Source organism: Pontibacter oryzae (genome assembly GCF_003576375.1).
Taxonomy (GTDB): domain Bacteria; phylum Bacteroidota; class Bacteroidia; order Cytophagales; family Hymenobacteraceae; genus Pontibacter; species Pontibacter oryzae.
Genome location: NZ_QWGE01000002.1, coordinates 817,902 through 832,236, shown reverse-complemented (window position 1 = coordinate 832,236; position 14,335 = coordinate 817,902). Strand labels below are relative to the sequence as shown.

General features: G+C 45.7%; 12 protein-coding genes and 1 tRNA gene. 2 read left to right on the top strand and 11 right to left on the bottom strand.

Annotated features, from left to right (window positions below; translation table 11 throughout):
• Positions 1 to 18: 18 nt before the first annotated feature.
• The 5 genes from D1627_RS08455 to thrA all read right to left on the bottom strand — a co-directional run bounded on the left by D1627_RS08455 (position 19) and on the right by thrA (position 6,023).
• Positions 19 to 345: a HesB/IscA family protein gene (locus D1627_RS08455; protein ID WP_119431765.1), complete on the bottom strand. Its 327-nt coding sequence runs from the start codon at positions 343 to 345 to the stop codon at positions 19 to 21.
• A 279-nt stretch (positions 346 to 624) separates the two neighbouring features.
• A complete protein-coding gene (locus tag D1627_RS08450) occupies positions 625 to 1,182 on the bottom strand; it encodes a pseudouridine synthase (protein WP_233555559.1) in 558 nt (185 codons plus the stop codon).
• Positions 1,183 to 1,294: 112 nt separating this feature from the next.
• On the bottom strand, positions 1,295 to 2,596 hold the full coding sequence (gene thrC, locus D1627_RS08445; protein ID WP_119431763.1) for a threonine synthase: 1,302 nt from the start codon (positions 2,594 to 2,596) through the stop codon (positions 1,295 to 1,297).
• An 8-nt stretch (positions 2,597 to 2,604) separates the two neighbouring features.
• Positions 2,605 to 3,552, bottom strand: coding sequence for a homoserine kinase (locus D1627_RS08440; protein WP_119431762.1), 948 nt, complete (start codon positions 3,550 to 3,552; stop codon positions 2,605 to 2,607).
• 20 nt (positions 3,553 to 3,572) lie between these two features.
• Positions 3,573 to 6,023, bottom strand: a complete 2,451-nt coding sequence (thrA, locus tag D1627_RS08435) for a bifunctional aspartate kinase/homoserine dehydrogenase I (RefSeq protein WP_119431761.1) — start codon at positions 6,021 to 6,023, stop codon at positions 3,573 to 3,575.
• Positions 6,024 to 6,663: 640 nt separating this feature from the next.
• Here thrA and D1627_RS08430 point away from each other — a divergent pair.
• The gene (locus tag D1627_RS08430; protein ID WP_119431760.1) at positions 6,664 to 7,185 is read left to right on the top strand and encodes an NADPH-dependent FMN reductase; all 522 of its coding nucleotides are present in this window, start codon (positions 6,664 to 6,666) and stop codon (positions 7,183 to 7,185) included.
• Between the two features lie 783 nt (positions 7,186 to 7,968).
• Here the strand turns inward: D1627_RS08430 and D1627_RS08425 are convergent.
• From D1627_RS08425 to D1627_RS08405, 5 genes are all read right to left on the bottom strand, one after another.
• A complete protein-coding gene (locus D1627_RS08425) occupies positions 7,969 to 8,460 on the bottom strand; it encodes a hypothetical protein (protein WP_119431759.1) in 492 nt (163 codons plus the stop codon).
• A gap of 480 nt (positions 8,461 to 8,940) precedes the next feature.
• Positions 8,941 to 9,012, bottom strand: a tRNA-Glu gene (locus D1627_RS08420).
• A 110-nt stretch (positions 9,013 to 9,122) separates the two neighbouring features.
• The gene (locus D1627_RS08415; protein ID WP_119431758.1) at positions 9,123 to 10,013 is read right to left on the bottom strand and encodes a transglutaminase-like domain-containing protein; all 891 of its coding nucleotides are present in this window, start codon (positions 10,011 to 10,013) and stop codon (positions 9,123 to 9,125) included.
• A gap of 346 nt (positions 10,014 to 10,359) precedes the next feature.
• Positions 10,360 to 11,340, bottom strand: a complete 981-nt coding sequence (locus tag D1627_RS08410) for a hypothetical protein (RefSeq protein WP_233555558.1) — start codon at positions 11,338 to 11,340, stop codon at positions 10,360 to 10,362.
• 212 nt (positions 11,341 to 11,552) lie between these two features.
• The gene (locus D1627_RS08405) at positions 11,553 to 12,347 is read right to left on the bottom strand and encodes an FRG domain-containing protein (protein ID WP_233555557.1); all 795 of its coding nucleotides are present in this window, start codon (positions 12,345 to 12,347) and stop codon (positions 11,553 to 11,555) included.
• 239 nt (positions 12,348 to 12,586) lie between these two features.
• On the opposite strand from D1627_RS08405, the gene D1627_RS08395 reads away from it, so the two are divergent.
• Positions 12,587 to 13,411, top strand: a complete 825-nt coding sequence (locus D1627_RS08395) for a manganese catalase family protein (protein WP_119431755.1) — start codon at positions 12,587 to 12,589, stop codon at positions 13,409 to 13,411.
• Between the two features lie 63 nt (positions 13,412 to 13,474).
• Here the strand turns inward: D1627_RS08395 and D1627_RS08390 are convergent, their stop codons facing one another.
• Positions 13,475 to 14,302, bottom strand: a complete 828-nt coding sequence (locus D1627_RS08390; RefSeq protein WP_119431754.1) for a DUF3298 and DUF4163 domain-containing protein — start codon at positions 14,300 to 14,302, stop codon at positions 13,475 to 13,477.
• Positions 14,303 to 14,335 lie beyond the last annotated feature (33 nt).

Here is a 14,335-nt window from a genome sequence, read left to right as displayed (position 1 = left end):
ATGAGATTCAGCAGGCTTTTATACTGCAAAGCTTTCGCCGCAACTGCATGTGCGGGAAGCATTTGGGTTATTAAAGTATAAGCCTTTGCCATTTAAACCAGCCGAATAATCCAGCTCTGTACCTAGCAGGTAAAACAGGCTCTTTTTATCAACAACCACGGTAAGGCCATTGTTTTCGAAGGCTTCATCGTCTGGTTTTCTTTCGGTGTCGAAAGCCAGCTGATACTCTAAACCAGAGCACCCACCGCCTTTAACACCAACCCGAACAAATGTATCAGTGCTTCGCTGTTCTCTCTGTATCAGGTTGGTAATATATTCTTTCGCTTTGTCAGATACAGTGATCATATGCTTGTGTTTTAGGATAAAACAAATAGCGAGACTAAATAGTGCACGATTATAAACACAGGTTAACACATATTGTTGTAGATACAAATATACGAAATAAATTGGAGACCTATAAATCGGCCTGTCGCTACCATTTGTACGGCAACTATGGCTAATGGATAGGTAAGGGGTTACTACTTAAGTTGTTTAGTAGAATAGAGGTGCTTGAGGATTTGGAAAGAACTACCTCCCTCAAAATATTTAATAACTATTGCAATGCAGAGTGGTAGCGATTAGCACTTATTGTGCAAAAAGGGATGTGGTGTCAATTTCCACGACTTGGCCTGGCGCCATATTCTCAAGGTGAAAATTGCCGATACGCACACGTATCAGGCGCAATGTAGGAAAGCCGACGGCTGCTGTCATTTTACGAACCTGCCTGTTTTTACCTTCCGTCAGTGTTATTGATACCCAGCTTGTAGGCCCATGGCGGTCGTCGCGAACACGGCGGCTACGCTCCGGAAAGTCGGGAGCGGGGTCTAGTTTCCTGGCTTCACAGGGCTTTGTAATGTAATCTTCGCCTTCAATTCTAAGGGCAACTCCTTGCTGCAACTGTACCAATGCTTCTTCCGAGATTAGACCGTCTACCTGAGCATAATACTCTTTTTCAACTTTGCGGCTTCTGATGAATTCGCTTGCCTTGCCATCGGTTGTTAACAAAAGCAGCCCTTCACTTCCTTCGTCCAGCCTTCCAATAGCCATGGTGCCTTCCGGAAAACCATGAAACTCTCCGAGCAGCTTCTTCTTCTTTTTATCGCATACAAATTGACTAAGGTAGCCAAAAGGTTTATGGATCATAAAATGCCGGTGAGGGGCTGTTCGTATGTCAGAAGCTATTTCCATGGGTCGCAAATTACCAATTATAGGAGTTTTGCGCAAAATGGGCTGTTCATTCTGGCAGACTTATTTTTTATACTTTGCTAAGTATGGCTCTTAGTGCCTCATATTCTGTGGAAAGCGAGGTTATACTCTCTGCTTTGTTGATGAAGGCTTCCAACCTTTCCGGCAGGTGTATTTTCTGTTGCAGGGTGCTTTCCATTACTTCCTTAAATTTCCCGGGATGTGCTGTTTCAAGAAAAGCTGACACTAGTTCGTGGCCGGCCTGTAGGGTGTACTTTTTGGCGCCGCAATAGGCTACTGCTCCATGTGGGTCTAATAAATAATCATGGTTTTGATACACGTCATGAATAGCTTTCTTAGTTTCCTCGTCGGTAAACGCATAGCCGCTGACAAGCTTTTTGATGCGGGAAACATCCTCATTAAAAAGGTATAGCATGCGGGCATAGTTGCTTGGGTTGCCAACATCCATGGCGTTGCTAATTGTTTGCACTGATGCCCTTGGCTGATAATTGCCTGTTTCTAAAAACTCCGGTACTACGCTGTTTGCATTAGTGGCGGCAATAAATTGGTGCACAGGTAAGCCCATGGCCGCAGCCAGCAAGCCGCCGGTTAAATTCCCAAAATTCCCACTTGGCACACTAAATACAATAGGCTTGCCAAGGCGCTGTAGCTGTCCGAAAGCATAGAAATAATAAAATGATTGTGGTATTAGCCGGGCAATATTAATGCTGTTTGCTGATGTAAGTAAATGGTTTTCGTTCAGTGCCGTATCTGCAAGGGCCTGTTTTACAAGATACTGGCAATCATCAAACGTGCCGTCCACTTCCAGTGCTCTGATGTTATCGCCCCAGGTAGTTAATTGTTTTTGCTGTAACGGGCTTACTTTGCCTTTGGGGTAAAGGATGTATACTTCAATCCCCGGCACCTGATGAAAGCCTGCCGCCACTGCACTGCCTGTATCTCCGGAAGTTGCCACGATTACCTTTATTGGCTGGCGTTGGCCAGCTGTAAAGTATGCCAGCAACCGCGACATAAACCGCGCACCTACATCTTTAAACGCCATGGTCGGCCCATGAAAAAGCTCCAGGCTAAAGCAGTCCTTTTCAACTTCTTTAAGTGGGGTTTCAAAATTGATAGCTTCTTCCACCAAGGGCTTAAGTATGTTGTGGGGTACTTCGTTGGCAAGCACATTTCTTGCAACTTCCACTGCTATTTCAGAGAGCGAAAGCTCTGGTAGACGCGCGTAGAAGGTTTCTGGTAACTTTGGTATATGTGCAGGCATGTACAAACCACCATCAGGAGCAAGTCCTTTAATAACTGCGCTCTGTAGTGTGGCTGCGGGTGCTTTCTTGTTTGTGCTAATATATGGCATAGGTTTACTTAGTCTAGGGCAGGTTGCATGGACGTAATGAGTGGGCCATTTTGGTTTATTTCTGATACAAAAGTTGTACTCTGAATGCCTGCCTCGGACAACCGGGCAGAGATAGCATCTACTACACGCTGAGCGGTTTGCAGGCCGGTGCACAAGGCAAAAACTGACGGACCTGAACCAGAAATGCCAAACCCAAGCGCCTGTTGGTGCAGGGCTATTTCCTTCAACTCGTAAAAGTAAGGGATCAGCATGGCACGCACGGGTTCTATCACAACATCCTGCATGCTGCGGCTTATCAGTCCAAGGTCGTTCATGCAAAACCCTGCCACAAGCCCGGCAACGTTTCCCCATTGAGTAACGGCATCATGCAGCGGGATATGCGTTTTAAGTATCTGCCTGGCCTCTTTTGTCTGAATTTCGACATGCGGGTAAACCAAGGCACAAGCTAAGCTAGCGGGTACAGGTAACTTAACGACATCCAGCGGATTGTAACTACGAATAAGTACTAAGCCGCCAATTAGGGCAGGAGCTACGTTGTCGGCGTGCGCATTTCCGCACGCAAGGCGTTCTCCTTCCATGGCAAAGGGCAAGAGTTGCTCCCGGCTAAGTGGAGCGCCCATTAGTTCGTTTATCCCTATCAAACCTGCTACGGCGCTTGCAGCACTAGAGCCCAGCCCACTCCCAAAAGGCATCTTTTTATGCAATTCTATACTTATGCCCTGCTCCACGCCCAGCGCTTGCAGGTAGTTTATTACAACTGCACTAACCGTGTTGCGGGCGGGGTCTCTTGGCAAGCGGCCATCGTCTCCGGTAATACTTTCGAGAGTTACTTTTCCGCTGTCGTTGAGTTGCATGATTACCTCATCTCCGGGGGCATTCACGGCAAAGCCCAACACATCGTATCCGCAACTTACATTGGCTACGGTAGCGGGGGCAAATACTTTTATGGCTTTCATAAGTATGGGGTTTCGATGAGTTAATTAGCTGCTACTCGAACAAGGTCTGCCAATACGCCAGCAGCTGTTACTTCGGCGCCGGCGCCAGGTCCCTTGATAACCATGGGGTTAAAAAGGTAGCGATCGGTGGTAAAGGAAATAATGTTATCGCTGCCGGAGAGACCGTAAAACGGATGCTCGGAGCTGGCCATGACTAAGTCAATCTTTATACTATCGTCTTCTAAAATACCCACATAGCGTAAAACTTTACCGTCGGTCTCTGCTTGCGTTTTAAGCTTTTCGAAATAGCTTTCAGACTTTCCCAATTCTTCATAAAAAGCTTCCACTGTAGGTGCGTCTATACAGTTTTGAGGTAAAATTGGCTGTATTTTAACGTTCTGCAGCTCGGCAGGTAAACCAGTTTCTCTGGCAAGTATGAGCATCTTTCTGGCAAAGTCCAAGCCGCTGAGATCATCGCGCGGGTCCGGCTCCGTGAAGCCTTTCTCCTGGGCTTCGCGCACCACCTCTGCAAAAGTTTTGGATCCTCGGTATGAATTAAATATGAATGAGATCGTACCTGAAAGTATGGCTTCGATCTTCAGTACCCGGTCGCCGCTGATGAGCAAATCCTGAAGTGTTTTGATGATAGGAAGTCCAGCCCCTACATTGGTTTCAAAATAGTAATCTACGCCATACTTCCGTACCACCTGCTTATCGGTAAAATAGTCAGGGAAGGTGCCGCAATTCCTGATTTTATTGCAGGTAACCACCGAGAAACTTTCTTCGAAAAGGTGGCGGTAAGTTTGGGCAACCGCCGCACTGCCAGTGTTATCGATAAATACGGAGTTGGGTAGGTTCTGCGCAACAGCCTGATTGATAAACTGTTCTAAATTACTCTGCTCACCGGTATCCTGCAGTGTTTGCTTCCAGCTACCAAGGTTAACGCCACTAGGGTTTAGGTGCATTTTGCGGCTGTTGCACACGCCTGCCAGGTTAATTCGTAGGTGTCGGCTCTCCTGTAAGTATTCCTGATGCTGCTCCAGTTGTTTAAGCAGCGTAGACCCAATATTGCCGGTGCCGCAGCAATACACGTTCAGGGTTTTAAGTGGAGACAGGAACAGGGCATCATGTACGGAATTCAAGGCTTTCCCTAAATCATCTGCACTGACCACCACCGAAATATTAAGCTCCGAGGAGCCTTGGGCAATGGCACTTACGTTTACACCGCTTCGGCCTAAGGCGCTGAACAATTTACCCGACAATCCGATAGCTTGCTTCATATTTTCGCCCACCACGGCTAAAATGCTGAATTCACTTTCGACAACGGGTGGAAGGAGTTGCTCTTTTAACAACTCGTATTCAAACTCCGCTTCAATGGCGTTTCGGGCTGGCGCTGCATCTTCCGGAGAAATAGCTAGACTTATACTTCGCTCAGAACTGGCCTGGGTGATAAGTATAACGTTTACTCCGGCCAGTGCCAAAGCGCTGAAAAGGCGTCCGCTAAAGCCTTTGTGCCCAACAATGCCTCCTCCCTGCAGGGTTATTAAACTGACTGCTGGTATAGAGGTAATCCCTTTCACGAGTGAGCCGTTTACAGTGGCTGTAGCCCCAATAGAAGTTCCTGCGAACGCAGCATTAAACGTGTTTTTAACAACGATGGGAATCTGACTGGCAATGGCTGGCAAAATAGTAGGCGAGTGGATAACCTTTGCTCCGAAGTACGATAGCTCCATGGCTTCGTTGTAAGACAGGTGTTTCAGCGGGAAAGCCTTTTCCACTAACCTAGGGTCTGCCGTCATAAAACCATCCACATCCGTCCAGATCTGGACCTCACCCGCCTGTACTGCGGCACCCACTAAGGCTGCTGTATAGTCTGAGCCGCCACGCCCAAGCGTCGTTGAGTTACCAGCGCCATCAGAGGCAATAAAACCAGTAATTACCGGAACCTCGTTTCCATGTTGCTGAAAATAATCCTGAATCTGGCGATAGGTCACGGCTTGGTTTACGTTGGCCTTGCCAAAGGAGCTATCGGTTCTAACAAGCAGGCGCGCATCCGCAAACAGAGCAGGTACTTGCTGCTGGCGAAGAATGTGGGAGATAGTATAGCAAGAGCACAGCTCGCCATAAGCCAAAACCTTATCCCGGATACGTGGCGAGGCCTCACCAAGAGCTTTAACGCCTGCTAAAAGTCCATCCAGTTCGTTGAAGTATAGCTTTAGACCCAACAGCGCCTGGTTATGGTGCTTTATTTCCAGTAATTGCCTTACAATCAGGAAATGGCGCTCTTCGACCTGATTTAACCCTGAGCTATATTCCTCACCAGCCGAAGCATTGTTTACAAGGTTCAGAAGCGTATTGGTTACGCCAGCTAAAGCGGAACAAACTAAGGCCGGCGCTTTGCCGCGCTCATACTCTTGCTTTACTATCTGTACCAGTTTGCAAATTGCATCTGCGGAGCCAACGGAAGTGCCTCCAAATTTCAGGATTCTCATATCGTTGTGGTCATTAAAACAAAAAAGCCTTCCTCTGGGTAGAGGAAGGCTTTTTTGTAGTCTATAAAGTGTTTACATTATACTCGAACTACATTTTGTTGCTTTCCCCATGGGCCATAGCCTGTCGTCCCGGTTACCGTGGTGGTACCGGTTGTCATCATTGTCGATGTTGACGTAAGCGTATTTCTCATAGGGTTCATATAAGCAATATGGTGTTAATAATTAAAAAACAAAAGTTATTTTTTCATTAAATGGTTTTTATTAGCTGCAAGCTTTGATAATTTGTTAAAATTAAATCTTGGATGCACGACATGCGATGAATAAGCCTGTTCGGGAAATTGCGCAATCAACCAAGGATGAACTGAAGAAATTATGCCAGTTTAGGCTTTCTTAACAGAACATTCTATACTTACCGAACAATGTGGGCTCAAGTACAATTTACCTTCCAAATTTTGTGTCCGAGTGATAAAACGGCTTTAAAAGAGAGTTGATGCCTTATCATTCCTTGAGGTTGATTCTTCTTTTGGGGCTACCGTATTTGATAAGCCTGACTGTGAATGTTACTTTTGCATTTTAAACTCGCTAACGAAGAAAGTATAAATCACCTATCTAGCTTTAAGCATTAACGATTTAATTTATTATGATTACTATAATTTCAGGCACTAACCGCCCTGGTAGCAATGCGCTTCGGGTAGCTAAGTATTATCAGAAACGATTGAACGCTAAAGGGCAGGAAGTGGGTATACTCCCGCTTACGGAACTGCCAGGCAACCTGATTGAGAGCGATCTGTATGGCCAGCGAAGTGAAGCTTTCGCTAAAATACAGGAAGTGGTTTCTAAAACAGAGAAGTTTGTTTTTGTCATCCCTGAGTATAATGGCAGCTTCCCGGGTGTGCTCAAAACGTTTATTGATGCGAGTGAATTTCCGGCAAGTTTCTATGAGAAGAAGGCAGCCCTGGTAGGTATATCATCGGGCCGCCAAGGTAATCTGAGAGGAGTAGACCATTTTACGGGCGTGGCTAACCATATGCACTTGCACATCTTGCCGTTAAAAATATACCTTTCAAACATTGAGGCCGAGCTGGATGAAAACGGCAACCTGACTCAGAAAGAAACCGTGAAGTTTGTTGATGAGCAAATAGATAAGTTTATAGCTTTCTAAGTGCGTGTAACAAAGTATTAAAATGAAACAAGGGATGTTTTTGCAACTGCATACCTTACTTTAAAGGTTGGTCGGACAACCATGGTTAATACTGCGGTGGCTCCCATGCTTGGCATGGGAGCCACCGCTTCGTTATGCCTTCCATAAAGCTAATGTTGCATAAATCTTAGGCATGAAACACTTGATTATTCAGGTGGCTTTGCCGTGCTCAGAAACAGGGCGATACAACCATCGGGCTGCGGATTAAAACCAATCATTACCAACTTATACTTTGTCTGTGCGGAGGCAATTCCAAAACTGTTGGCCAGTAAAACTTTCTCTTTCTCCAGACTCTTGCAGGATAAAATTTAATAAGCAAGCCTCCGAAGACCTATTGTTATACATGCTGCTTTTGGAGCGCGATGATTTCTTAAATTGTTGCTTTGTTAGAACACCAGTGGTTGATAAGCTTATGCAAATGCACCCTGCTTAACTGCTAGTTTGTACTTTTAGGGGCACAGCATTTGAAAAAATGAAGCGATTAACCGTGTGTACGGACTTTCATGAACATACCAACCAACTGGAGAAAGTACTGCAATTGCTCTGGGCTTGCGAAGTATGCTTGCTTAGCTATGCGAAACGGAAAAGCAGGCATTATCAACTAGCATAGGTATTAAAAAAACTATCAAAATAAAGGTTAACCACCTATCAGACGGAAAAATGTATGAGAGTTTGCTACATATGGGTGCCAAGCGTCTGACCTAGCTAAATTGAGAGCAAGGGCTAAGAATAGAATCCTGAAAGTTACTGGTTAGTAAACTTATCAGAATGAATATAGTTATAAAGGACTTTTGCTGCAGCTTCAAGAAGCGGGAAATCGCTGTAGCGCTCTTGGCATCGGTTCATATCAAAATGGCAAAGACTCCCGAAAGGGTTGCCTTCATCATCTTTAATCGAAACACCGCAATAAGAGACTACAGACGTTTCAATTACTCCTTTCACTCTCTCGTCTTCGGATGCGTCGTTTATCTCTAAGGCTTGCTGTTTCTGGAGCAATGAGCAGTAAGTGGCGGCTAATGGTGTATCAGCGCCCATGTGTATGGTTGGGTCATACCTGTCATACAGCACAATATTTTGCAGGGTGTTACCAACGTATTTGTAAACTCCTGTAAATCGATGTGGCGTGCGCTTATTCAGGTAGCGAAGTGCCCCGTATGCCCCGGCACTGGAAAGGGCATCGTTAAACTCTCGAAACTCAACCGAAAAATTATCAAGTAAAGATACCGTACTGTTCATGTTCTCCAATTTCTAAATGCTATGGCTTAGATACAATATTAGCACTTTGTCCTTTTGCAAAATTTTATTGGCCAAGTTACGGATTTCGCGCTATAGAAGTCTAATAAATTCTTGCCAGAATGAAGAAGTTCTTGGCCTGTTCAATTAACTAGCTGATAGTAAATAGCTAAAAGTGATTAGGGCTTTATCGATTTTTTTACTGCAAGATTTACTTCTGCTCAATACTATAACCAGCGACGGCCGTTAAATAGTTTATTACAAACTTGAAAGAAACAAAAACTACCGGGTGCCAGCCAGTATTAATCTTCTCTATTGTGCAGTTTCTATTTACACCAGCTTAAGCAAGATTAATTGATAGGCTTCTTTAATACCCATAAACTTACAAAGTAATCCTTTTAAAGGTGGTTAGGCATTAAGGTGGTTCAGGGTAAGATATCAATAAAAAAGCCGCTCCAGTTTTATCTGAAGCGGCTTTTTAAGTAGCCCGTAGGGGAATCGAACCCCTGTTACCAGAATGAAAATCTGGCGTCCTAACCCCTAGACGAACGGGCCGTTGCGTCTGATTGCGATGCAAATATAGCGGGTGTTATCGGTTTTGCAATAGCATCATGTATAAAAAAAATAAAAAAGAGTGAAAGCAACTGATTTACAAATATATAATTTTATCTCTCAAAGGAGATAACGCTATAAAGCTCTGGTTCTAGAAAAGGGCCGCCGGGATAGGGAGCGGTATAGTCAAAATTAATCCAAAGATCTTCGCCGGTTTCGTGGAAGTGAATTTTGCCGCCTGCAACCTCATCAGGAAACAAAGTGCGCACGGCATAACTTATCTTATCCAACTCATCCACATGGCCCAGCTTTACCTCCGTGTACATATGGTTCGGAGATATTACAACACGCGCCTCGCCCCCAATAGCCATTACCGACGAAGCCATCAGAATCGCGTAGTCATCGCAGTCGCCGGCCAGGAGCTGCATGCTTTCAGTAGGTGGAGAGTAATAATCCATACCTAGCGGGTCATTTACATAGCGCCAGTTTAGCCGGATATGCTTGAAAAGGGAAAAATATCGGGTCAGTTTTCCAAATTTGCGATAATACTCATCATGAAAATAGCGTGTAGAGTTTTCGACAGCAAAGGCGCGCACTTTGGGATGCGTAGCTTGCATGGCACTCTTAACACGCTGATTCTGAAAATAGGTACCTCGCACAGGCTTGAAGTAAGATACCTTGTGCGGGTTGCTAGTCATATTCACCAGCATAGCGTTGTAGTCATCGTAAATGCCGTCGAACGTCTGGTTCTTAAATGCGCTGTTGAAAGCAAACATACCTAGTATGCCTACAAACATTAAAACAATCAACTTGCGGCTAAATCTGGTGACTATCACTGAAGCTGCAGCAGCCAGCATGAGGCAAAGCAGGAAGTGCAGTTCATAGTCCATAGAGTTGTAAGGGGGAATATAGAAGCTGAGCAAAACAGCCATCGGAAACACAATGATGATTTGTATGAACCGGACTGCAAAGTTCACGAGGTTATGATGTATAAATTTTGGCATAGGTGAATCTCTTTAGAGGTTCGGCACCTTTAGGAAGTAGCTTGTTGCGGATGGCAAACGAAGGTGCACTTATACTTATATAACGCAAACATCAGACCTTTTTGCTCCTTAAAACAAAGGTTTTTTCGAATATATTTCAGGTTTGAAATTCAACAGCAGTGGGATTCTACTATTTTAATGTCTAAAGGATACCTGAGTGGTTTTGATTAATCTAAGGGAGCTAAAAGTAGAGTAAACCTTCAGGTTTAGTGCCATTATAAATACAGCTGTTGTTCTTAATTTTTTTACATACTTAAGAGCTTCAGAACCCCACACTGTAGCACACTTCACTTAGAAATAAAATACGTTACTGATACTGTATGTACAAAGGCTTAGGGTCCAGGGCAAGTATTTCGTCAGGCGACATAAGACGTGGGCTCTTGCGCAAATCGTTTTTGTAGAAAACCTTGAAGCCGGTAAACTGTACAGGTTCTTTTTGAATGTATCTGCGGTAGGTATCTTTTTTTAGAGCTGGGTGGCCCCAACCATCCATGTGCATCACTACCTGTACTTCGGGTCGTAGCTTGATCCTGTCATGGTTCGTAATCATGCCTTGAGTAAACCGGTGCACGATAAGCAATTTTGGAGGAAGCTGATTTTCCTGAGCTAATTCGGCTAGATACTCCGTAGCGAAATTAATGTCTTCTGCATCAAAAGAGCCAATGCTGCGCCCAGGCACTCCGCCGTTCTTCATCGAAAACTCAGCGTCGATACCCAAATGCACTTGCGGCATTTTAAGGTATTCTGCCAGTTGTGGCAACTCTTCCTGCAAAGTGCTTTGGCCAACCTGTATGTCTAAGAACACAATTGCATCGCGCTTTTTGGCCATAGCCAGCACATCGTCAATCATTTTATTTGTCATGCGCAGCCTATACTTGCCGGCCCGGCCTGGTTTGCCCTGCGCGGTTACCACTATGGCGTGCAACGCGGGCTGCACAGGTGTAAGCGAGTCGGCGGCCTCCCAATGCTGAACTTCTTCATCCAATTTGGCAAGCATTTGGTCTGGAGGCAGCTCACCTAAGATGCCCATACGCCGGGAAAGCGGGTTGCCATAGAACGCTATAATGCGCTTCTGCGGAAGTACGGCACCTGGGGTAGGTTTTGGGCCTGGGTACTCCCAAGGGTCTGCTTCTTTTATAGAAGGAGCCTCGGCCACAGCGTCAGTTTCAGGAGCGGTCATTACTGGGTTGGCCGCAGAATCAGGCTGGGCAGTGGTTACTGTTGGCGAAATTTCCAGGTTTGCCGCCTCTGCCTCTTGCTTTTGCGAGCAGGAAGAATGCAGCAGCAAGGCGCAAAGTAGCGCAGTGCCTGCCTGTTTTGTTACTGAATGTTTGATAAAATGTAACCAAGTGGTTGGTTGAGCTTCTTTACGTGATAGGGTGTTTTCACTAAGCGGTCTGCACGGGTTCATCAACTCGGATTTTAAAGTAAAAGTATATTCCTGAAATTAGAGATTTTTTCGGAGGATTCACCGCCAAGGGCTTAACTCCTCCGAAAAAATCAGTCGTGGGTATAGTGGCGCTTCAGCCATTGGCTTAGGCCTTGAAGCCCCGGGAATAAAACGCGCTCCGTAATATTGGCCTGGTCCAATTTATCGCGTATTTCCCATTTCAGCTCTTTCGGGATTATGACACGGAAGTATAAGTCAGGGTGCTTACTGAGCCAGCAACTCAACTCGGCACGCACATCAGACATCATCGAGAACAACGCATACTGGTGCACAATACGGGCATCGAGCGATGGCGGCTCGAGAAATACAACAAAATCGTCTTCCTGAAAGCTTTTGAGCGCTTTGAAAGATGGCGAAACGGGCTCCAGCATCTCAGGAGTGAAAACGTTTGAGCCTTCATCCTGCAACGCATGCTTGAGTGGGGCGGGCAGATAATCTCTTGACTTAACATAATTTACGCACCACACACAACCATCCTTATCATACTCATCTAAATTCTCGGTGGCGAAATGCAGCGCAACATACGGGGAGTATGTCCAGTCGAGGAGGCGCGTGGGCAGGCCGTGGTGCTGAGCAACGGCAAGCCAGTTCCAGGTAGAGTCGCCGGGAGAGGGTTGCCCGTGTGCATACTTTCGGAAGTTGCGCAGCAGGTGAGGCTCCAGTTTATCGTACCTGCTGCCGATTCGCATGATGCTGGTGCTCAGGTCGAAAGTGTGGCTCCAGGTGCCCCGGTATACATAGGAAGATCTAAAGCGATTGATCTTATCGTCCCAGCTATGGTCGAATAGGGCGCTTTGCAGCTCTGCCCAACTTTTAACTGTCACATCTGATCCGGGTGCTATCATACAATATCAGGGCTTATTCAACATCATACTTTGAGCCTTAATCTAAAGTTATTGATTCTTTTTTAATTAAGGCTTTATACTTAAAAATAGAGCATGTATCTATTTTTATACTTATGGATAAGTATAAAAAATTATTTTTTTTATCTATGATGTGATAGATAAATGATATAGTAAGAAGGCTTAACTGGAGGTTTGTTGTGGCGTAAACCGAAACATGTATAATTATTAAACCTACCATTATGTTTTATCATGATAGCAAACTTCAGTATAAAGTAAGAGTTGAAAAGCCTAACCCGGCATTCGCCAACATGTTGCAGCAAGCAATAGGCGGCATAGAAGGCGAAATCAGGGTGTGCCTGCAATATCTGTTTCAGGCGTGGGGCGCCCGTGGGCCTAAAAAATACCGCGATATGTTGATGGAAACAGGAACTGAGGAGATGGCGCACATCGAGATGCTGGCCACGGCAGTAGCGCTTAACTTGGAGGGGGCTCCGGTGTCTTTGCAGGAAGAGATGGCTAATGACAGCATTATAGGCGCTGTAATGGGCGGCATGAACCCTCGCCACGTTATCTCGTCCGGGCTTTGCGCCATGGCAGTAGATAGTAACGGCGTGCCGTTTAACGGCTCATGGGTGGTTGGAAGCGGCAACCTGGCTGCCGATATGTATGCGAACGTAATGGCGGAATCCACTGGCAGAGTGCTGGCTACACGCCTGTGGCAAGCAACGGATGACCCCGGCATGAAAGATTTCCTTTCGTTTTTGATCGCCAGAGATACCATGCACCAAAACCAATGGCTGGCTGTGCTGGAGGAGCTTGGTGACCTGGAGGGCATGCACCCTATTCCGAACTCTTTTCCGCAGGATAAGGAGCAACAGGAGTATAGCTACTCTTTTATCTCAACTCACGTGGAAGGCAAGCCTGCCACAGACGGACGCTGGACACAAGGCCCATCTATGGATGGAAAAAGCGAGTTTACGTACGACCGTGCCCAGCCTGTTGGCGGTGAGCCAAACCTTGGGAAAGCCGATCCCCGTGCTTTTGGGCAGAAAGAGCAATTGTAGCAATTATTCGATTCCCATACATAAAGAAAATGGCCGCTTCTCAGGAACCGGCCATTTTCTTTATTAAGGCTTATACTTCGGAACGATTATTCCTTCTAGTTGCGGATAAGGAAGCTCAATCCTGATCTGGCCCAACGCATAAGGGCCAATTTCATAGGAGTTATACAATAGCAAAAGCCCTTTGCTGGTAAGCGCTGCCTGCTGTGGCAAGGGTAGCCTATCGCCGTCAATAAACAGGCCAGCCTCCTTAATAGAGGTAGTGCCCTTAAAATTATCTTGCTTTAGCAATGCATCACCGGCTAAAAGTGAGAGCTTCGTTGTGTCCGTGATCATATCGCGAATGCGTAAATTATGGCCATCCTTATCGAAACTTTGCAGCGTAATGTAGCTGTTGCCATGTGCGCCCCCTGTATAACTGCTGCTTTCCAACTGCAAGGTAGTTATACTTGGTGACTCATAAATAGGAGAAGCGGAAACCTGAAGATACCAGGCTGAAGTTGGCGGTACAGCACCCAGACTAGATACAAACTCCTCTTGGTCGCGGATAAATTCAACGGCAAGCGTTGCAGCGGGGTTGCTCTCCGGCTTTATAGATTTGTCGGGATTATGGTCTAACTGTAGCTGCAGCAGGTGGTTTTGGATAAATGAATTTATACTGTCGCGCAGCTGCCGACTTCCGTTTTGGGCTTGCAAATAGCTAACTGTTGCTGTGGCACAGCCCGCATCGTTGGTGCCGCAAAGTGATGATTTTTTCGTGACTGTTTCAGTATGAAAGGAGAGAGACAAGGGCTTGACGGGCTCTTCAGCTTCTTTTTTCTCATCAGTATTGCTTTGGCATGCACTCAGACAAATCGAACTGATGAGAAAAGTGCGGAAAATATGCTTTAACATAAATATGGGTTATTAATATCCGTGAAGTTAGTG